At 64.4% G+C, this 20,594-nt stretch carries 16 protein-coding genes; 12 read left to right on the forward strand and 4 right to left on the reverse strand.

The window, feature by feature from the left end; all coding sequences use genetic code 11:
- Positions 1-270: 270 nt before the first annotated feature.
- Genes bcsQ through CWE01_RS18895 form a run of 6 tightly spaced genes read left to right on the forward strand, consistent with a single transcriptional unit; the run spans position 271 to position 11,096 of the window.
- A complete protein-coding gene (bcsQ, locus tag CWE01_RS18870) occupies positions 271-1,341 on the forward strand; it encodes a cellulose biosynthesis protein BcsQ (RefSeq protein ID WP_100942058.1) in 1,071 nt (356 codons plus the stop codon).
- A complete protein-coding gene (gene bcsA, locus CWE01_RS18875) occupies positions 1,338-3,539 on the forward strand; it encodes a UDP-forming cellulose synthase catalytic subunit (RefSeq protein WP_100942059.1) in 2,202 nt (733 codons plus the stop codon). Before bcsQ ends, bcsA begins: the two co-directional genes overlap by 4 nt.
- Complete coding sequence (gene bcsB / locus CWE01_RS18880) at positions 3,536-5,836, forward strand: cellulose biosynthesis cyclic di-GMP-binding regulatory protein BcsB (RefSeq protein ID WP_100942060.1); 2,301 nt, start codon at positions 3,536-3,538, stop codon at positions 5,834-5,836. Before bcsA ends, bcsB begins: the two co-directional genes overlap by 4 nt.
- 23 nt (positions 5,837-5,859) lie before the next feature.
- Complete coding sequence (locus tag CWE01_RS18885; protein WP_100942061.1) at positions 5,860-9,753, forward strand: cellulose biosynthesis protein BcsC; 3,894 nt, start codon at positions 5,860-5,862, stop codon at positions 9,751-9,753.
- A gap of 18 nt (positions 9,754-9,771) precedes the next feature.
- Complete coding sequence (locus tag CWE01_RS18890; RefSeq protein ID WP_100942062.1) at positions 9,772-10,431, forward strand: SGNH/GDSL hydrolase family protein; 660 nt, start codon at positions 9,772-9,774, stop codon at positions 10,429-10,431.
- The gene (locus CWE01_RS18895) at positions 10,428-11,096 is read left to right on the forward strand and encodes an alginate O-acetyltransferase AlgF (RefSeq protein WP_100942063.1); all 669 of its coding nucleotides are present in this window, start codon (positions 10,428-10,430) and stop codon (positions 11,094-11,096) included. Before CWE01_RS18890 ends, CWE01_RS18895 begins: the two co-directional genes overlap by 4 nt.
- 4 nt (positions 11,097-11,100) lie before the next feature.
- On the opposite strand, the gene CWE01_RS18900 is transcribed toward CWE01_RS18895, so the two are convergent.
- Positions 11,101-11,577: an Lrp/AsnC family transcriptional regulator gene (locus CWE01_RS18900; RefSeq protein WP_100942064.1), complete on the reverse strand. Its 477-nt coding sequence runs from the start codon at positions 11,575-11,577 to the stop codon at positions 11,101-11,103.
- 140 nt (positions 11,578-11,717) lie between these two features.
- Here CWE01_RS18900 and CWE01_RS18905 point away from each other — a divergent pair, with 140 nt between their 5' ends.
- The 6 genes from CWE01_RS18905 to CWE01_RS18930 all read left to right on the forward strand — a co-directional run bounded on the left by CWE01_RS18905 (position 11,718) and on the right by CWE01_RS18930 (position 17,236).
- Entirely contained in the window at positions 11,718-12,056 is a 339-nt protein-coding gene (locus CWE01_RS18905; RefSeq protein WP_100942065.1) for a hypothetical protein, read from the forward strand.
- Between the two features lie 142 nt (positions 12,057-12,198).
- The gene (locus tag CWE01_RS18910) at positions 12,199-13,980 is read left to right on the forward strand and encodes a GspE/PulE family protein (RefSeq protein ID WP_100942066.1); all 1,782 of its coding nucleotides are present in this window, start codon (positions 12,199-12,201) and stop codon (positions 13,978-13,980) included.
- 112 nt (positions 13,981-14,092) lie between these two features.
- Positions 14,093-15,013, forward strand: coding sequence for an SPFH domain-containing protein (locus CWE01_RS18915; protein WP_100942067.1), 921 nt, complete (start codon positions 14,093-14,095; stop codon positions 15,011-15,013).
- Positions 15,014-15,023: 10 nt separating this feature from the next.
- Positions 15,024-15,473 carry an NfeD family protein gene (locus CWE01_RS18920; protein ID WP_100942068.1) on the forward strand — a complete coding sequence of 150 codons (450 nt, stop codon included), beginning with the start codon at positions 15,024-15,026 and terminating at the stop codon, positions 15,471-15,473.
- A gap of 67 nt (positions 15,474-15,540) precedes the next feature.
- Positions 15,541-15,858 carry a DUF2388 domain-containing protein gene (locus CWE01_RS18925; RefSeq protein ID WP_100942069.1) on the forward strand — a complete coding sequence of 106 codons (318 nt, stop codon included), beginning with the start codon at positions 15,541-15,543 and terminating at the stop codon, positions 15,856-15,858.
- Between the two features lie 238 nt (positions 15,859-16,096).
- On the forward strand, positions 16,097-17,236 hold the full coding sequence (locus CWE01_RS18930) for a DegT/DnrJ/EryC1/StrS aminotransferase family protein (RefSeq protein ID WP_100942070.1): 1,140 nt from the start codon (positions 16,097-16,099) through the stop codon (positions 17,234-17,236).
- A 59-nt stretch (positions 17,237-17,295) separates the two neighbouring features.
- Here the strand turns inward: CWE01_RS18930 and gcvH are convergent, their stop codons facing one another.
- From gcvH to CWE01_RS18945, 3 genes are all read right to left on the reverse strand, one after another.
- Positions 17,296-17,679, reverse strand: a complete 384-nt coding sequence (gcvH, locus tag CWE01_RS18935; RefSeq protein WP_100942071.1) for a glycine cleavage system protein GcvH — start codon at positions 17,677-17,679, stop codon at positions 17,296-17,298.
- Between the two features lie 59 nt (positions 17,680-17,738).
- On the reverse strand, positions 17,739-18,821 hold the full coding sequence (gene gcvT, locus CWE01_RS18940) for a glycine cleavage system aminomethyltransferase GcvT (RefSeq protein ID WP_100942072.1): 1,083 nt from the start codon (positions 18,819-18,821) through the stop codon (positions 17,739-17,741).
- A gap of 155 nt (positions 18,822-18,976) precedes the next feature.
- On the reverse strand, positions 18,977-20,593 hold the full coding sequence (locus tag CWE01_RS18945) for an iron ABC transporter permease (protein ID WP_100942073.1): 1,617 nt from the start codon (positions 20,591-20,593) through the stop codon (positions 18,977-18,979).
- Position 20,594: the final 1 nt, after the last annotated feature.

Below are 20,594 nucleotides of genomic sequence, written 5' to 3' on the forward strand. Positions count from 1 at the left end.
TGTCGTACAGCCGCGTGCTGTTCGACACACGACCCACCGAAAATTTCTTGCATCGGTAAATCTGGTCTACATTTGAACCTGATAGATCGATAAAGCACTCTGGATTAACACTAAGTGCCGTCGGTTCTATCGCAGACGTTCAGGCGACACCTTTAAGAACACCATCGTTTGCCTCACCGCCCGGTAGGCATGCAGCACGACGGCATTGTGTGATTAGCCGTATCTGTCCCCTTTCAAGATTTTCTTAGAATGGTACGGATGGGTGCTGTCATGCAGCCTTCAGATGACGACGATGATGTTGCGAACCTGATGGGAAAGTTCGGCGCCAAGGCCGACCGCTATCGGGAAATCGAGGTGGCCCGGGTCTTCACCGAAACGCCAGCGCCCGTCCCTGTGGCCCCCCAACCTCCAGCATCCACACCTGTCGAACAGGCACCGCCGCCGCTCGTCCAGGGTGATACCGGCACGCCTGAAAAAACCGCAACCCCCTCGTTGCGCGAGCGGCTCCAAGACCTTGCCCGGCAACGCCAGGCGCAAGCCACGCAAGAGCACCAGCCGGCCCTCGCCACCCAGATTCCGGGCCGGATCATTGCGGTGGTCTCGACCCGGGGCGGCGTCGGCCGCAGCACCCTGGCCAGTCTGCTGGCAATCCTGCTCAACAGCGCTGACCGGCAGGCCATCGTCCTCGAACTCGACCCGCAGAATGCGCAACACCATCACCTGGGTACCCGCCCCCCCGTGCAAGGCATCTGCCAGGCCAGCCTGGAACAGCAGAGCTGGCACGACCTCGCGCAAACCGGCTACGCCAACACCCGGCTGCTGGCCTTCGGCGAGAACGACCCGCAACAGTTGCAAGCCCTTGAGCACCAACTCGAAGGTGACCCGCACTGGCTGGCCCGCCACCTGAACGAACTGGCCCTCCGCGAGCACGACACACTGATCATCGACACCCCGCCCGGCAGCACGATCTATCAGCAGCAGGCGCTGCACATGGCCGACCTGGTGGTCGCCGTCGTCCGGCCCGACGCCGCTTCCCATGCCGCCCTCGAGCGCCTGATCACCGCGATCAAACCCCACCTGGGCGGTGAAAGGCCGGCAAGCTGCTGGTTCGTGATCAACGGCGTGGACAACGCCCACCCCTTGTCCGTGGACATTGCGCAGATCCTCGAGAGCCAACTGAAAACCCAATTGCTCGGCACGGTCACCTGGGACGAGGCCATCGCCGAGGCGCTGGCCTATGAATGCAATCCGTTCGAGCAATCCGCCGAATCCCGTGGCTGCCAGGACATCCTGGCCATCGCCGACAAGCTCCACGATCAGCTGGAGTCACAGCGCCCATGACCTTCGAACGCCGCGTCCAACGCCTGCTCGGTACCTCCCTGCACTACGCTCGCCAATGGTCGCAGCCGTTGCGGCTGGGCCTGATCCTGTGCGCCGCGATCCTCTGCGCCGTGGTCCTGGCGGGGGTGATCAGCGCTCCCGCGGACCTGCTCCAGCAAGCCCTGTTCGGCCTTGCCTGCGTGGTCGCGGTCCTGGTCCTGCGACGCTTCGAAGGTCACCTGCCGATCATCGCCATGATCAGCCTGTCGCTGATCGCCTCGCTGCGCTACATGTACTGGCGCCTGACCGAGACCCTGGAGCTGGAGAACTTCCACGACATGCTGTTCGGCTACACCCTGGTCCTGGCCGAGCTCTATGCGCTGCTGGTGCTGGTGTTCGGCTACGTGCAGACCGCCTGGCCGCTCAAGCGCCGGCCGATCCTGCTCAGCGAGGACCCGGCACAATGGCCCAGCGTCGATGTGTTCATCACCACCGTCAACGAGTCGCTGGAGATCGTCAAGCTCACCGTGTTCGCCTCACTGCGGATGAACTGGCCAGCAGACAAGCTCAAGGTTCATGTGCTGGATGACGGCCACCGCGACGAATTCCGGTTGTTCTGCGAGAGCGTCGGTGCGCACTACCTGACCCGCGACAACAACCTGCACGCCAAGGCCGGCAATTTCAACGCGGCGCTCAAGGTCACCCACGGCGAATACATTGCCGCCTTCGACGCCGACCACGTGCCCTCGCGCTCCTTCCTGCAGATCAGCATGGGCTGGTTTCTCAAGGATCCCAAGCTGGCAATGCTGCAAACCCCCCATGTGTTCTTTTCCCAGGACCCTTTCGAAAAAAACCTCAAGACCTACCAGGAGGTCCCCAACGAAGCCGAGTTGTTCTACGGCCTGGTGCAGGACGGCAACGACCTGTGGAACGCCGCGATGTTCTGCGGCTCCTGCGCCCTGATGCGCCGGGCGCCGCTGGAAGCCATCGGCGGGATGGATGAAACCACCCTCACCGAGGACGCCCATACCTCGCTGAAGCTCAACCGCGCCGGCTACAACACCGCCTACCTGGCCCTGCCCCAAGCCGCCGGCATGGCCACCGAAAACCTCTCGCGGCATATCAATCAGCGCGTGCGCTGGGCCCGCGGCATGACGCAGATTTTCCGCACCGACAACCCCATGCTCGGCCGCGGCCTGACCCTGGGCCAGCGCATCTGCTACAGCAACGCCATGCTGCACTTCTTCTATGGTTTTCCACGCCTGGTGTTTCTCACCGCGCCCCTGGCCTACCTGGTGTTCGGCGCGCAGATCTTCCATGCCGCGCCATTGATGGTGGCCGCCTACGCCGCGCCGCATCTGTTGCTGGCCAACCTGACCAACTCGCGCATCCAGGGGCGGTTCCGCCATTCGTACTGGAACGAGGTCTACGAAACGGTACTGGCCTGGTACATCCTGACGCCGGTGCTGATGGGCATGCTCAAGCCCAAGTCCGGGCACTTCAACGTCACGGACAAGGGCGGTGACCTGCACCATGGGTTCTTCGACTGGAAGATGGCCCGGCCTTACATCGTGCTGCTGGTGCTGAACATCGCCGCCGTGGTGTATGGGGTCTACGACTACCTCGGCGCCAATGTCACCACCGATGAAACAGTGCTGCTCAACCAGGTCTGGGCCCTGTACAACGCGATCATGTGCGCCGCCGCCATCGCGGTCGCCAGCGAAACCCGCCAGGTACGGGCCGAACCCCGGGTCGAGGCGAAATTGCCGGTCGGCCTGCGGCTGGCCGACGGCACCGAGTATCACAGCCACACCCAGGACTTCTCCCAGAGCGGCCTGGGCCTGAAGCTGGCGCCAGGTCAATCGATCCCCCTCGGCACGCCCCTGCGGGTCTCGCTGTTTCGCCAAAAGCAGCACTATCACTTCGACGGCAGCGTGGTCTTCAGCCGCGACAATACGGTCGGCATCCGCTTCGACCCGATGACCTTGAGCCAGCAAAGCGACCTGGTCCACCTGACCTTCTCGCGCGCCGACACCTGGGCGCGGAACTGGGGCACCAGCGTACCCGACTCGCCCCTCATGGCCCTGCGCGCGATCAGCGTGATTGCCGTGCACGGCGTTTCCGAGTTGCTCAAGGCAACCCTCAGATTACCCGGCCAGGCGCTCGAACGGCGGCGCTCCGGCACCTCTTCCTCAGTACCTGCCCTGGACACGCCATGAGCCCGATATTCTCCGCTGGCAGCGATGGACGCTGCATTCGTTACGCCCTCCTGTTGCTGGTCTGCTGCGGCGTCTATCCGGGCAGCGGCAACGCCGTGACGCAAACAGACAACCGCAGCAGCCCGGCCGTCGGCACCAGCCAGGCCCAGGTGATCGTCGGCGACAAGAACAGCTACAGCCTGACCTTCAAGCAACTGGGACGCCGCGACCCCTTGTACCTGCGCGGCGTCGAGTCGACCGACAGCGTCGACTTCGGGATTCCCGCCGACCAGGTGGTGACCGGCGTCCAGGTGGTCCTGCATTACGGCTATTCGGCGCTGATGCTGCCCGAACTGTCGCAGATCAACGTGCTGGTCAACGACAAGGTCGCCGTCAGCCTGCCACTACCTCGGGAGCAAGCCGGCAAGGATCTGGAGAAAGTCGTCGAAATCCCCGCGCGACTGATCACCGACTTCAACCGGCTGGACCTGCAACTGATCGGGCACTACACGATGCAATGCGAAGACCCGTTGCACTCGAGCCTGTGGGCCAGGGTCGGCAACGACAGCCAACTGAATATCCAGTATTCGCCCATCGCCCTGAAAAACGACCTGGCCCTGCTGCCGGTGCCGTTCTTCGACCGCCACGATGCTCGCCCGCTGGTCCTGCCCTTCGTCTTCGACGCCAACCCCAGCCCGGCCAAGCTGGAAGCGGCCGCGGCGATCGCTTCCAAGTTCGGCGCCCTGGCCAGCTACCGCACCGCGACCTTCCCCGCCAGCGTCGGGCAACTGCCAGCCAAGGGTAATGCGATTGTCTTCGTCACCCACCGCGAAACCCTGGCGCTGGGCGAGCTGTCGAGCAATCCGGCCAGCGGCCCCAGCGTGACCATGATGACCAACCCCAACGACCCCTATGGCAAGTTGCTGGTGATCAGCGGGCGCAATGACGCGGAGCTGAAGACCGCCGCCATGGCCGTGGCCCTGGGCAGCCAGTCGCTGTCCGGCGCCACCGCACTGATCGACCACCTCGACCCGCTGCCGGTGCGCGTGCCCTATGACGCGCCCAACTGGCTGCCGACCGACCGGCCGGTGAAGCTCGGCGAACTGGTCGACGCCCGGATATTGCACGTCTCCGGCTACAGCCCCGAGGACATCATCATTCCCCTGCGCCTGCCGCCGGACCTGTTCGAGTGGCGCGGACGCGGCGCCCCGCTGCTGCTCAAATACCGTTACACACCGCAGCAGTTCTCGACCAACTCGGCACTGCTGGTGCACCTCAACGATCACCTTGTGCGCTCGATGCAACTGCCGTCGATCCCCAATCTCAACGGCAGCCCGGACCTGCTCGAATGGCTGAAGAAAGACGACAGCCTGCCCCGCGAAGCCAGCATGTATCTGCCCCTGGGCATCGCCACCTACGAATCGCAGCTGCAAATGCGCTACCTGTACGACTATGTCAAACAAGGCGAATGCCGGGACGTCATCGTCGAAGACATGCGCGGCCAGATCGAAGGCGATTCGACCCTCGACCTGAGCGGCCTGGACCACTACACGGCGATGCCCGACCTGGGCAAGTTCCGCGACAGCGGCTTCCCCTTCACCCGCCTGGCCGACCTCTCGGAAACCGCAGTGGTGATGCCCGACACCCAGGAGCCCGCGACCCTCAGCGCCTTCCTCACCGTGCTCGGGCGTTTCGGCGAATCCACCGGCTATCCGGCCACCGGCCTGCAAGTGATCCAGGCCCGTGACGTCGAGGCGGTCAGCGACAAGGACCTGCTGGTGTTCGCCACCGGCAACGACCAACCCCTGCTCAAGCAATGGGCCGACGCGTCGCCGGCCCGTAGCGAAGGCAGCCGGCACTTCTTCGACCTGAGCGACCTGGCCTTGCGCATTCACGACTGGTTCAGCCCCGCCTCGGAGGCGGCGCTGCGCAAGACCCGCACCACCCTGGCCTGGTCGGGCCGAGGCACGCCTTACCTGGCGGGCTTCGAGTCGCCGCTCAAAAGCGGTCGCAGTGTGGTGGTGGTCTCCAGCAGCGACCCGGCGCGACTGGGCGAGGTGACCGCGGCGATGATCGGTGGCGATGACTACAAGGACCTGATCCAGGGCAGCCTGGCCGTGATCCAGGACAAGCAGATCACCACCCTGGCCGCCGACCAGCCGTACTACGTCGGCCACCTGGGCTGGTTCCGGCACTTGCAGCTGCTGCTGTCGCGGCATCTGAGCGGGATGCTGCTCGCGGTCCTGATCGGCTTCGTACTGCTCTGTGCCTTGATCTTCCTGGGGCTGCGAGCCCAGGCCAAACGGCGGTTATCGTGAATGCGCGGCGCGGGAGAACAGGCATGCGCCACACCCTCACCCTGACGTTGTTGTTTGCCCTGGCCAGCCCGATCCTTCAGGCCCGGGCCGACGATCCACAGGCGCAACTGATCGAGCAAGGACGCTACTGGCAGTCGCAGAACAACCCCGACCGGGCCATCGACGCCTGGAACAAGTTGCTGCTGATCGCCCCCGATCAACCGGAAGCGCTCTATGGCCTGGGGCTGAGCAACGTCCAGCTCAAGCGCCCGGAGGAAGCAAGAAAGTACCTGGCCCGTTTGCAGGCTCTGGTGCCGCAACCCCGCCAGGCCCAGCAACTCGAACAGGACATTGCCCTGGGCAGCGATGAGCAGGCCCGGCTGTTGGCCCAGGCCCGGCAACTGGTGGACGCCGACAAGTACGACGACGCGGTGAAGATCTACCGCCAGTTGCTCAACGGTCGCCAGCCCCAGGGAACCCTGGCCCGCGAGTATTACTACCTGCTGGGTTACACCAAGGGCGGTGAACAGGAGGCCCGGGCCGGTCTTGAACGACTGCTGCGTGAGCGCCCGGACGACCACGCCGTGGCGCTGTTCCTGGCCAAGCACATGGTCCGCAACCTCGATACCCGGGCCGAAGGCATCCGTCGCCTGGCGGTCCTCGCCAAGGACAAGGATGTCGGCGGCGACGCCAACGAAACCTGGCGCTTCGCCCTGACCTGGATCGGCCCGCCGGCGCCGGCGCAAGTCCCGCTGTTCGAACAGTTCCTCGCCGCGCACCCGGACGACAAGGAAATCCGCGACCTGATGAACAAGGGCAAGACCCTCGCCCGCAGCAGTGCGGCCCCCGTCCGCAAGGCCCCGGCCTGGCAACGCGACCCGCAGGACGCCCAAGGCCTTCAGGCGCTCGAAGGCGGTGACCTGGCCGCCGCCGAACAGGCGTTCCAGGCGCGCCTCAAGGAGAAACCCAACGACCCCGACGCCCTCGGCGGCCTGGGTATCCTGCGGCAAAAGCAGGACCGTTTGAACGAGGCCGAGGACTTGCTGCAGCGGGCCACCCAACAGCCCGGCGGACACCCCTGGAAACAGGCACTGGACAACGTCCGCTACTGGCGGCTGATGGCCGGCGCGAGCGAGGCGCAAAAGGCCGGACGTGAGGACCAGGCGCGAAACATGATCGAACAGGCCGCCCGCCAGAACCCCGGCCAGCCAGCCAGCCAGGTGGCGTTGGCCAACTTGCAGGCCGAGCGCGGCCAACTGGCCCAGGCCGAGGCCAGCTACCGGCGCATCCTCGCCAGTCATCGCGACGATCCCCAGGCCCTGAGCGGCCTGATCGCGGTGCTCTCGCAGGAGGGCAAAGCCGATGAAGCGCTCAAGCTGATCGACTCGATCCCGCCGGCGGACCAGGCCCGCCTGGGCTCCGCCGTGTCCATCCGCTCGTTGCGCGCCACCCAGGTGGCGCGGCTCGCCGAACAGCGCGGCGACCTGCGCGCCGCCGAGCAAGCCTACCGCCAGGCGCTGGTGGATGACCCGGGCAATACCTGGACGCGCTTTGCCCTGGCGCGGATCTACCTGGGGCAAGGCCGTACCCAGGCCGCCAAGGACCAGGTCAACGACCTGCTCAAACGTCACCCTGATCAACCCGATGCGCTCTATACCCGGACCTTGCTCGCGGTCCAGCTGGGCGAATGGCAGGACGCCCAGGCCACCCTCGCGCGCATCCCGCCGGCCAAACGCAGCCGCGAGATGGACGAACTGGGCAAGGAGATCGCCCTGCATGTGCAGACCCAAGCCGCCGTCGATAACCTCAGACGCGGCCAGCGCCAGGAAGCCCAGGCGCTGCTGGCCCGCAGCCAGGCCCTGACCGCCGGCAAGCCGGATCGGGTGGCGATCCTGGCCTCGGCCTATATCGACGCCGGGCAACCGCAACAGGGCGTGGCCCTGATGCGCGACCTGGTGGAACGCTCCCCCAGTCCCGACGCCAGACTGCAACTGCTGTACGCCGATATCCTGTTCAAGGCCGACCAGGACAACGATGCCGCGGACATCCTCCGTTCCCTGCAAGGAGCGCGGCTCAACGACAGCGATCACCGCCACTACGCCGAGCTGGTGAAGCTGTACCGCATCAAGCAGGCCGACCAGTTGCGCGAGAAAGGTAATCTGGCCGGGGCCTACGACCTGCTCAAGCCGATCCTGAAGCAATACCCCCACGACACCCAGGCGATCTCGGCGCTGGCGCGGATGTATGCCGCCAACGGCAACAACGCCAAGGCCATGGCGCTGTACAAACCCTTGCTGCAGAACGATCCGCGCAACGCCGACCTGCAACTGAGCGTCGCCAGCCTGGCCGCCCAGGACCACGACTATGCCCAGGCCGACCAGTCCCTCAAGACCGCCCTGGCGCTCAAGCCGGGGGTGCCGAAAGTGCTGATCAGCGCGGCCGGAACCTACCGAGCCATGGGCAAAAGCGCCGAGGCCGCCGACCTGCTGCGCCAGGCCGTGGCCATCGAAGGCGGCCAGCGCCGCGACAGCCAGCCCCTCGACAGCCCGGACGACGACAGCGACAACCCCTTCCGCACTCAGACCGGACAATCGCGCCGTACCGCGGCCCGCAGCGTGGATCCGCTGATGCCGGGCAGCGAGGCCGCCGATACCATGCCGCCGGATCCGGCCATGGCGCCGTCGCTCTACGCCAGCTCGGACGCTTCCGACGGCGGCCCGGACAGCGACCCGACCCCGAGCGGTAATCCCTTTGCCCCCGGGAGCCGCTCGGGAGAACCCTCGCGTGCGGACCTGAGCCCGGCGCAGCAGGCCCTGAATGACATTCTCCAGGAGCGCAGCGGTTATATCGCCCAGGGCCTGAGCGTGCGCAGCAACAACAATGAATCGGGCCTGAGCAAACTGACCGATGTCGAAACGCCCTTCGAAGCCAATCTGCCCGCCGGTGACAATCGCGTGGCGCTACGGGTGACGCCGGTCTCGCTGCACGCCGGGAGTGTCCAGAGCGACAGCCTCACGCGCTTCGGCAGCGGCCTGGCCAGCGGCTCCCCCGGCTCGCAGCAGGCCAACGGCGTGGGCATGGCGGTGGCGGTGGAAAACCCGGAACACGGCATCAAGGCCGATATCGGCGTCAGCCCCGTGGGCTTCACTTACAACACGGTGATCGGCGGCGTGAGCCTGGACCAGCCGCTGGTGTCCAGCCCCAACATGCACTACAGCATCGCCCTCTCGCGGCGCCCGGTCACCGACAGCGTGACCTCCTTCGCCGGCACCGAGGACCGGCGGACCGGCGTGACCTGGGGTGGCGTAACGGCCAACGGCGGACGCGCCCAGCTCGGCTACGACGACCAGGAAGTCGGGGTCTACGGCTACGGCGCCCTGCACAAGCTGATCGGCAACAACGTCGAGTCCAACACCCGCTCCGAACTGGGCGGCGGGATCTACTGGTACCTGGACAACCAGCCCGACGACAAACTGACCGTGGGCCTGAGCACCACGGCCCTGTCCTACGCGAACAACCAGGGCTTCTTCACCTACGGCCACGGCGGCTACTTCAGCCCGCAGACGTTCTTCTCCATGGCGGTACCGGTCACCTGGTCCCAGCGTTCCGACCGTTTCACCTACAAGCTCAGCGGCGCGGTGGGGGTCCAGCACATCGACCAGAAAGGCGCCGACTACTTTCCCGGCCACGCCGCCGAACAGGCCGCCAACAACCTCTCGTATCCGGGCCAGAGCAGCACCGGCATCGGCTACAACCTGAATGCGGCGGGCGAATACCGGCTCGGCTCGAACGTGCTGCTCGGCGGTTCCCTGGGCATTGATAACGCCCAGGATTACCGCCAGGTGAGCGCCGAGCTGTACCTGCGTTACCTGTTCGAGAAAATGACCGGGCCCATGGCCTTGCCGGTCAGCCCCTATCGTTCGCCTTACTCCAACTGACTCCAGGGAGCGTGCACCGTGGCAACCTCATCCGTACTGGCGGGCCTGACCATCCTGATCATCGGCGACAGCCACCTGGCCACCCCGGACTTTCTGCTCAACCCGCTGCATGATGCCCTCAGCCGACAGGGTGCCCAGGTCCACTCCCTGGGCATTTGCGGGGCCAATGCCGGCGATTGGCTCAAGGCCACGCCCAGCCCCTGCGGAGGCGCCGAACGTCGGGGCACGGCCGAGGCCACAGTGCTGGTCGGTGCATCGACCCGTTCGATCGGCGATTTGCTCGACAGCGACAAACCCAACCTCACGCTGATTGTCATGGGCGACACCATGGCCAGCTACGACAAGCCGAGCTTCCCCAAGGCCTGGATCTGGAAACAGACCGACAGCCTGGTCAAGGCCATCGCCGCCCACCACACGCCCTGCGTCTGGGTCGGGCCGAACTGGGGTAGCGAGGGCGGTATGTACGGCAAGACCTACGAACGGGTAAAGACGATGTCGGACTTCCTGGCGAAAAACGTCGCGCCGTGCAGCTATATCGACTCGTTGCAGTTCTCCACCAAGGGCCAATGGGCAACCATTGACGGCCAGCACCTGACCCGCACCGGCTACCAGACCTGGAGCGAGGACATCGTCAAGGCGCTGTTGCAGGCCCCGGCGCTCAAGGCGGTCGAAAAATGAACAGGGCAGGCAAGCTGCTGTTGGGTCTGGCGATGCTGATGAGCTTCGCTGCCGCCCACGCCGATCCCGCGCTCTATCCCACCGGGCCGAGCCGGGACTCGGCTTTCATTCGCTTCGTCAACGCCCTGGACACGCCCCTCGACGTGCTCCCGGAGGGCGAACAGACCCCTTCGACGCTGGCCCCGTCAGCCATCTCGGTGTTCTCCACGGTACCCGCTGACAAATCGGTCACGGGCGCCTTGAGCAGTGCCGGTGTCAGCGTGCCGGTCAGCTTGAAACTGGACCCCGGCGAGTTCGTGACCGTCGTGGTCGTGCCCGGCGACAAGGGCTTCGAACTGCTGACCGTGCGCGAGCAACCGAAAGACTTCAATGACCTCCAGGCTTCAGTGGCCTTGATCAACGCCGACCCCGACTGCAGCCGCGGCGGTCTGCGCCGCGAAGGCGGGCAGGATCAGCTGATTTTCCATGACGTGAACCCCGGCTTGCTGGAACGACGTGAGGTCAATCCGGTCAAGTTGTCCGTGCAAGGTTTCTGCGACGACGACCTGATCACGGAGCCCCTGGACCTGGGCCTGCTGGAACAGGGAGAGCGTTACACGGTGCTGTTCTTGTCGCAGAACGGCAAACCGGCCCTGGTGTTCGTCAAGGACGTCTTCGCCCAATAAACCCTCAGGCCGGGCGCAATACCGGCAAACTGGTGGTGGACTTGATCTCGGACAGGGCAACGATGGAGTTGACCTCCTGGATCCCCGGCACCATCGACAGCTTCTCGAAGAAAAACCGCTCATAGGCCTCGATGTCCGCCGTGACGATGCGCAGCAGGAAATCCACCGCGCCCATCAGCACATAACACTCCAGCACTTCCGGGAAACCGCGAATCGCCTCGGTGAACTCGGTGAAGTTGGAGCGACCATGGGCGTTGAGTTTGACCTCGGCGAAGATCTGCGTGTTGAGGCCGATTTTCTTGCGATCGAGCAAGGTCACCTGGGCACGGATCACCCCCTCTTCCTTGAGCCGCTGAATCCGCCGCCAACAGGGCGACTGGGACAATCCCACCTGCTCGGCAATCTGCGCGCTGGAAAGCGAGGCGTCTTCTTGCAGCAAGGCCAGGATCCGGCGGTCGTAGATGTCCAGCTCGCCTTGCATAAAAAACCCCTCTAATCAGATATTAGCGAATAGATCATGTCTTGATCAGACGATATCAGCCCATCATAGATAAGAAATACCCGGCCAGGCGTGTAAAAATTTCCCCAGCCTATCCCATCGCCGCCCCAGGAAAATCCACCATGCCTTCCCCCGAAGCCCTCCATGACGCTCCCACCCGTGCCGATGTCTGGGCGGCGGGCAACGCCCACTGCCAGGTGCGCTACCAGGTGCTCGCCGAAGCCGAACCGGACCTGCTCTGTCGCCTGCTGAACCTGTTTGCCCTGCAGTTCCTGACCCCGCAACAGGTGCAGGCGCAACAGAACAACGGGCTGCTGGCGATCGATATCGTGCTGGACGGCCTGAGCTGGCACCGCGCCCAGGTCATTGGTGAGAAAATGCGCAACCTGGTCTGCGTCTGCTCGGTGGCCCTGCAACCAACCCAGGGCGCACAGCTGCACAGTGCACAGGCCACGGGCTGACGGTTTTTTGAAAAGAATCGCAATCTTTGTCTTGGTATCGACGCCAACGTCAGGCAGCCTCGCGTCTATTCTTGGCAATTGACGATCAGACAGGGACTACGTCTGAATCGCCCGTTGCAGGACCGACCGCATAGGAGCCCGCATGTCCGTCGCCTCACTCTCCCAGGACCGTTGGCTGGATCTCAACGAGCTGTTGCGCGAACTGGTGACCCAGGGTTTTATCAGCCAGGACGCGGCCGAACAGGCCCTGGCCACCCGACGCACCTCGCGCGATACCCAGCAGCATCCGCTGGAGTTCATCGCCAGCCAGCAACTGGCCGACCTGAGCCGTCCCGGCAAACCCCTGGACCTGGAAAACCTCACCCTCTGGCTGGCCCGCCACGCCGGCCAGCCGTACCTGCGCATCGACCCGCTGAAGATCAACGTGGCGGCGGTGACCGCCTTGATGTCCTACGCCTTCGCCCAGCGGCACAAGATCCTCGCGGTGGCGGTCGACCGCGACGGCGTGACCATCGCCAGCGCCCAGCCCCATGTACGGGCCTGGGAAGCCGACCTCAGCCACGTGTTGAAGCTGCCGATTCGCCGGGTGGTGGCCAACCCGGTGGATATCCAGCGCTTCACCGTGGAGTTTTTCCGCCTGGCCAAGTCGGTCAGCGGGGCCAGCCTGGTCGACCAGAAAAACCATAACCCGGGCAACTTCGAACAGTTGCTCAACCTCGGCGCCAGCGACCAGGAGCCGGACGCCAACGACGCCCATATCGTCAATATCGTCGACTGGCTGTTCCAGTACGCCTTCCAGCAACGGGCCAGCGATATCCACATCGAGCCGCGCCGCGAACAGGGCACGGTGCGCTTTCGCATCGACGGCGTGCTGCACAACGTCTACCAGTTCCCGCCCCAGGTGACCATGGCGATTGTCAGCCGCCTGAAAAGCCTGGGCCGGATGAACGTCGCGGAAAAGCGCAAACCCCAGGACGGCCGGGTCAAGACCAAGACCCCGGACGGCGGTGAAGTCGAATTGCGCCTGTCGACCCTGCCCACCGCCTTTGGCGAAAAGATGGTGATGCGCATCTTCGACCCGGAAGTGCTGCTCAAGAACTTCGACCAACTGGGCTTCGGCGCCGACGACCTGCGCCGCTGGCAGGAAATGACCCGCCAGCCCAACGGCATCATCCTGGTCACCGGCCCCACCGGCTCGGGCAAGACCACCACGCTGTACACCACCCTGAAGAAGCTGGCGACCTCGGAGGTCAACCTCTGCACCATCGAGGACCCGATCGAGATGATCGAACCGGCCTTCAACCAGATGCAGGTCCAGCACAACATCGACCTGACCTTCGCCAGCGGCGTGCGCGCATTGATGCGCCAGGACCCGGACATCATCATGATCGGCGAGATCCGCGACCTGGAAACCGCCGAAATGGCGATCCAGGCCGCGCTCACCGGGCACCTGGTGCTCTCGACCCTGCACACCAACGATGCGCCGAGCGCCATCAGCCGCCTGCTGGAACTGGGCGTGCCGCATTACCTGATCAAGGCCACCGTGCTCGGGGTCATGGCCCAGCGCCTGGTGCGCACCCTGTGCCCGCACTGCAAGGCGCCGACCCAGCTGGAAGAAGACGACTGGCAAAGCCTGACCCGGCCCTGGCAGGCGCCGATGCCGAGCGGTGCGCAGCGCGCCGTCGGTTGCCTGGAATGCCGCGACACCGGTTATCGCGGGCGCGCCGGGGTCTACGAGATCCTGGTCCTGAACGATGGCCTCAAGGCGCATATCCACGCCGACACCGACCTCCTGGCCCTGCGTCGCCAGGCGTTCAAGGACGGCATGCGCAGCCTGCGCCTGTCCGGCGCGCAGAAGGTCGCGGCGGGGCTGACCACGGTCGAGGAAGTGTTGCGGGTCACCCCCCAGAGCGAGCAGCGCTGATGAAAGTGTCACGACATGCGTCCATTGCCGAGTAAACACTTTTTATCCAGGCAAGCCCCGTTACACTCAAGGTAACAGCCTTCTCGATCAACACTTGCAACAGGGAATTGTCATGCAAATCGGTAGCGTACTTTTACTCTTCGTCGGCCTGGCCATTGCCCTGGTGTTCATGGGCTTCAAGGTCGTGCCCCAGGGTTATCAATGGACGGTGGAACGCTTCGGGCGCTACACCAACACCCTCAAGCCCGGCCTGAACATCATCATTCCGGTCATGGACCGCATCGGGCGCAAGATCAACGTGATGGAAAGCGTGCTCGACATCCCGCCCCAGGAAGTCATCACCGCCGACAACGCCACGGTGCAGATCGACGCCGTGTGCTTCTTCCAGGTGGTCAACGCGGCCCAGGCCGCCTACGAGGTGAACAACCTCGAGCACGCCATCCGCAACCTGTTGCAGACCAATATCCGTACCGTGCTCGGCTCCATGGAACTGGACGCCATGCTCGGCCAGCGCGACGCCATCAACGAGCGCCTGCTGCGCACCGTCGATGAAGCGACCGCGCCGTGGGGGATCAAGGTGACCCGCATCGAGATCAAGGACATCAGCCCGCCCGCCGACCTGATGGCGGCCATGTCCGGGCAGATGAAGGCCGAACGGGTCAAGCGCGCGCAAATCCTCGAAGCCGAAGGCCTGCGTGCCTCGGCGATCCTCACCGCCGAAGGCAAGAAGCAGGCGCAGATCCTCGAAGCCGAGGGCGCCCGGCAGTCGGCCTTCCTGCAATCCGAAGCCCGTGAGCGCCAGGCCGAAGCCGAAGCCCGGGCGACCCAGGTGGTCTCCGAGGCCATCGCCAAGGGTAACGTGCAGGCGGTGAACTACTTCGTCGCGCAGAAATACATCGACGCCCTGGGCAAGCTGGCCTCGGCCAACAACAGCAAGGTGATCCTGATGCCGCTGGAAGCCAGCCAGGTGATCGGCGCGATCGGCGGCATCGGCGAGATCGTCAAGGCCACCTTCGACAGCAAGAAACCCTGAGGCAACGCCCATGTGGGAATTCCTGCAACACCTGTCGTTCTGGGACTGGCTGGCCCTCGGCACGCTGTTGTTGATTTTCGAGATATTCGGCGCCGGCGGCTACCTGCTATGGGTCGGGACCGCTGCTGCGGCCGTGGGCGTCCTGACCTACCTGATTCCCGGCCTGCACTGGACCTTGCAGCTCGTGCTGTTCGGCGTGCTGTCGGTCCTCACGGCTTGGCTCTGGTGGAAACGCCAGCGCAGCAACGCCCGGCCCAGCGACCAGCCGGGGCTCAATGAGCGCGGTCACGATCTGGTCGGCAAGACGTTCGTGGTGCATGTCGCGATTGTCGCCGGGCGCGGCAAGATCAAGGTCGGTGACAGCGTCTGGATGGCCAGCGGGCCGGATAGCGAGGTGGGCACCCAGGTCCGGGTGGTCGGCCAGGACGGCAGTACCCTGCAGGTGGAAAGGATTCAGTAAGGTCGATGGAACTACGGCGTGACGACGAGCATCAAACCTTTCAGATACCCACACCGGAGTCACTCTCATGCGTCTCAAATCAGCTGTTGCCGTGTTTGCCCTGCTCTCCCTCCCCGTTGGTGCGGCGATGGCCGACGGCTTCTTGCGTGACGTCATTTCCTCTGGCGCCACCACCGGCTCGACCTACCTGACCTTCAAGGACCACAAGCTGGTGGTCGCGGCCCAGGATGATGCCGGTAGCTTCGTCGCCAGCAATGGTGGTATCCGTGGCCCTTACCTGGAGGCCGCCATGCAGAAGCTGCGCGCCGAGAATCCAGACCTGAAGGCCACCGACATGGAACTGGCCAACGCCATCCTGGCGAAGAACGCCGTCGCCGAAAACTGATTCAAGCGCTCCACCCGCACACCAAAACGCCGCTTACCTGCGGCGTTTTGCGTTGCCCGGCAAAAACCGCCGATTGACGCCCAGGCACCGGCCCGACGTGCTCGTTCAGCGTCCGGACAGCAAAAAAAGCACCGATTTTTCACCTTAAAACAGTATCATCGCCAGCATTGCAGCCTTGCTGTCTACTCTTCACTGCCGGTAGAGCACTCCCGGCCTTCACATCGGACGTCACGACCCCATGAGCGAACTTCCTTTCCTGCCTTTTTCCAAACCGACCATCGACGAAGCGACCATTGCCGCCGTGGGCGATGTCCTGCGCTCCGGCTGGATCACCAGCGGTCCGAAGGTCGCGGCCTTTGAAGCGCAACTGTCGGAATACTTCGGCGGACGTCCGGTGCGCACCTTCAACTCCGGCACCTGCACCATGGAAATCGCCTTGCGCATCGCCGGTATCGGCGCGGGCGACGAAGTGATCACCACGCCAATCTCCTGGGTCGCCACCGCCAACGTGATCATCGAAGTCGGCGCGACCCCGGTGTTCGCCGATATCGACCCGGTGACCCGCAATATCGACCTGGACAAGGTCGAGGCGGCCATCACCCCGCGCACCAAGGCGATCATCCCGGTTTACCTGTCCGGCCTGCCGGTGGACATGGACCGCCTGTACGCCATCGCCAAGAAACACAACCTGCGCATCGTCGAAGACGCGGCCCAGGCCCTGGGTTCGGAATGGAACGGCCAGAAGATCGGTGCCCTGGGTGACCTGGTGTCGTTCAGCTTCCAGGCGAACAAGAACATCACGTCGTCCGAAGGCGGCTGCCTGGTGTTGAACAACGCCGAAGAAGCCCGTCTGGCCGAGAAGTATCGCCTGCAGGGCGTGACCCGTACCGGCCATGACGGGCTGGACGTGGACGTGCTGGGCGGCAAGTTCAACATGACCGACGTCGCCGCCGCCATCGGCCTGGGCCAGTTTGCCCATATCGACGCGATCACCCCGCACCGTCGCGGGCTGGCCGAGTACTACTTCGAGTGCCTTGGCAGTGATTTCGAAGAGAAATACGGTGCCCAGCTACCGGTGAAGGATTTCACCAACAGCAACTGGCACATGTTCCAGCTGGTACTGCCGGAGCGTCAGGACGGCCAGCCGGCACGGGCGACCTTCATGGAAGAGATGAAGCAGCGCGGCATCGGCATCGGTTATCACTACCCGGCGATCCACCTGCTGAGCCTGTACCGCGAGCGCGGCTTCAAGGAAGGCATGTTCCCGATTTCAGAGCGCGTCGGGCGCCTGATCGTATCGTTGCCGATGTTCAACGCCATGACCAAGGCCGACGTCGAACGTTCGGTGGCAGCGGTCAAGGCGGTCTTGCAGCCGTAACCCCGGCGGCCCTCTCTCCCCTTACGGTGGAGAGAGGGCTGGCTCAACCCTGTGGCGGGTTACTCGCCAATAGTCTTCTTGTAAGCCGCCGCATCCAGCAACTTCTCCAGCTCCGCCACATTGCTCGGCTTGAGCTTGAAGATCCACGCGCCGTGCGGATCGGAGTTCAGCAGCTCAGGCTCGCCGGACAACGCTTCGTTGACCGCGATCACCTCGCCCGACACCGGCGAATAGATATCCGAAGCCGCCTTCACCGACTCGACCACACCGGCGGCATCGCCCGCAGCGAACTCGGTACCGACTTCAGTCAGCTCCACGAACACCACATCCCCCAAGGCTTCCTGAGCATGGTCGCTGATGCCGACGGTGACGGTACCGTCAGCTTCCAGGCGGGCCCACTCGTGGCTTTCGGCAAAACGCAGATCAGCTGGGATATCGCTCATATTCAGTGTCCTCAAATTTAAGTTTCAGTGGCGGAGCGATTGAGGGCCCGCCGGAAAAGTCAGATCAGGGTTTTACCATGACGCACGAACGTCGGCTTTACCACGCGAACCGGGTACCATTTGCCACGAATTTCAACTTCAGCGCGATCAGCCGTGGCCGAGGGAACACGCGCCAACGCAATCGACTTGCTTAGCGTAGGAGAGAAACTACCACTGGTGATCTCTCCTTCGCCAACCTCGGCGATCCGAACCACCTGGTGAGCCCGCAGAACGCCGCGCTCTTCCAGCACCAAACCGACCAGCTTGAGCTTGGCCCCGGCGTTTTTTTCCGCTTCCAGGGCACTGCGTCCGATAAAGTCGCGATCGGCCGGTTCCCAGGCAATGGTCCAGGCCATATTGGCCGCCAGCGGCGAAACATCCTGGTGAATATCCTGGCCGTACAGGTTCATGCCGGCTTCCAGGCGCAAGGTATCCCGGGCGCCAAGACCGATGGGCGAGATACCCGCGCCCACCAAGTCGTTGAAAAAGCCGGGGGCCTGGTCGGACGGCAGGATGATCTCCAGACCGTCTTCGCCGGTGTAACCGGTGCGGGCAATAAACCAGTCGCCGTCACTGCGGCCTTCGAAGGGTTTGAGCTGCTGGATCAGTTGGCCGCGGGACTGGGTCACCAGTTCGGCGATCTTGTGCCGGGCGTGGGGGCCCTGGATCGCCAGCATCGCCAACTCCGGGCGCTCGTGCAGTAGCACGTCGTAGCCGGCGAGCCGGGCCTGCATCCAGGCCATGTCCTGATCACGGGTGGCGGCATTGACCACCAGGCGATAACCGGACTCGATGCGATAGACGATCATGTCGTCGACCACCCCGCCGTGCTCGTTGAGCATCGCGCTGTACAAGGCGCGGCCAGGTCCGTCGAGGCGCTCGACATCATTGGCCAGCAGATGGCGCAGCCAAGCCTTGGCCTGGCTGCCGGTGATATCGATCACGGTCATGTGCGAAACATCGAACACGCCGCAGTCACGTCGCACCTGATGGTGCTCCTCGACCTGCGAACCGTAATGCAGTGGCATATCCCAACCGCCAAAATCGACCATCTTCGCGCCAAGGGCGAGGTGCAGGTCATAGAGAGGCGTACGCTGTCCCATGGGTTTCTCCTTCCGGGCGTGGCGAAGGCGCGGACAGGCAGGAAACCGGCTTGAGCCCTTTATGAGTGGGGCCTTGAGTCCTGTTTCGTACCCGGTCTGTCAGACGGACCGCACCGAATGCCGCGCATTGTAGCCGCAAGGGGGAGCCATGACACCTAGCCGATTCGATGCGCCGAACGACGAATCAAGCCGATCACCGGCAACAGGCCGACCAGCACCAGGGTCAGGGCCGGCAGCGAGGCTCGCGCCCACTCCCCTTCGCTGGTCATTTCGAAGATCCGTACCGCCAGCGTGTCCCAGCCAAACGGGCGCATCAGCAGGGTGGCGGGCATTTCCTTGAGCACATCGACGAACACCAGCAACGCCGCGCTCAAGGCGCCGGGCAGCAATAACGGCAGATACACTTTGCAAAACAGTAGTGGCCCGCTGACCCCAAGGCTGCGCGCCGCCTCGGGCAAGGACGGTCGGATACGCGCCAGGCTGTTTTCCAGCGGGCCATAGGCCACGGCGATAAAACGCACCAGATAGGCCAGCAACAAAGCCGACAGGCTGCCCAGCAGCAACGGCTTGCCCGCCCCGCCCAACCAGCCCGACAGCGGGATCACCAGCACCCGGTCCAGATAGCTGAACGCAAGCATGATCGACACCGCCAGTACCGAACCCGGTAGCGCATAGCCAAGATTGGCCAGGCTGACCCCGGAACGGATGACCCGGGTCGGCGCCTGGCGTCGGGCAAAGGCCAGCAACAGGGCCACGCTGACGGTGATCAACGCCGCCATGACGCCCAGGTAGAGGGTGTGCAGGATCAATCCGGTGTAACGCTCATCGAGATCGAAGCGGCCGCGCTGCCAGAACCAGACCAGCAGTTGCAGCAGTGGGATGACAAAGGCGCAGGCGAATACCAGCAGGCACCAGGCGCTGGCCACCAGCGCCTTGAGCCCGTGCAGACGATAGAGCGGCTGGGCCCGCGGGCGCTCATTGCCAGCACGCACGGCGCCACGGGCGCGGCGTTCGCCGTAGAGCACCAGCATCACCGCCAGAAGCAGCAGGCTGGCCAGTTGCGCGGCGCTGGAGAGACTGAAGAAGCCGTACCAGGTCTTGTAGATGGCGGTGGTGAAGGTGTCGAAGTTGAACACCGCGACGGCACCGAAATCCGCCAGGGTCTCCATCAGCGCCAGGGCCACGCCGGCACCGATGGCCGGACGTGCCATGGGCAGCGCCACCCGCCAGAACGCCTGCCAGGGCGATTGCCCGAGCACCCGGGCGGCTTCCATCAGGCCCTTGCCCTGGGCCATGAAGGCGGTGCGCGCGAGCAGATAGACGTAGGGGTAGAAAACCAGCACCAGGACCAGGATCACCCCGCCGGTGGAACGCACCCGGGGCAGGCGCAGGCCACTGCCGAACCACTCGCGCAACAGGCTTTGCACCGGGCCGGAGAAATCCAGCAGGCCGACGAAGACAAACGCCAGCACATAGGCCGGGATGGCGAACGGCAACATCAGCGCCCAGTCCAGCCAGCGCCGGCCGGGGAATTCGCAGAGGCTGGTGAGCCAGGCCAGGCTCACGCCGAGCAAGGTGACGCCGATGCCGACGCCCAGCACCAGGGTCAGGGTGTTGCCCAGCAGACGCGGCAGCTGGGTGTCCCAGAGGTGGGACCAGATCTGCAGGTCGATCGACTGCCAGGACAACAGCAGCACGCTCAGCGGCAGCAGTACCAGGGCGGCGACAGCAAATACCGGAAGGTACCAGCGGCGTTGGGCGGGATGGGCCAAG

The organism is Pseudomonas sp. QS1027 (genome assembly GCF_002814235.1).
Classification (GTDB): Bacteria; Pseudomonadota; Gammaproteobacteria; order Pseudomonadales; family Pseudomonadaceae; genus Aquipseudomonas.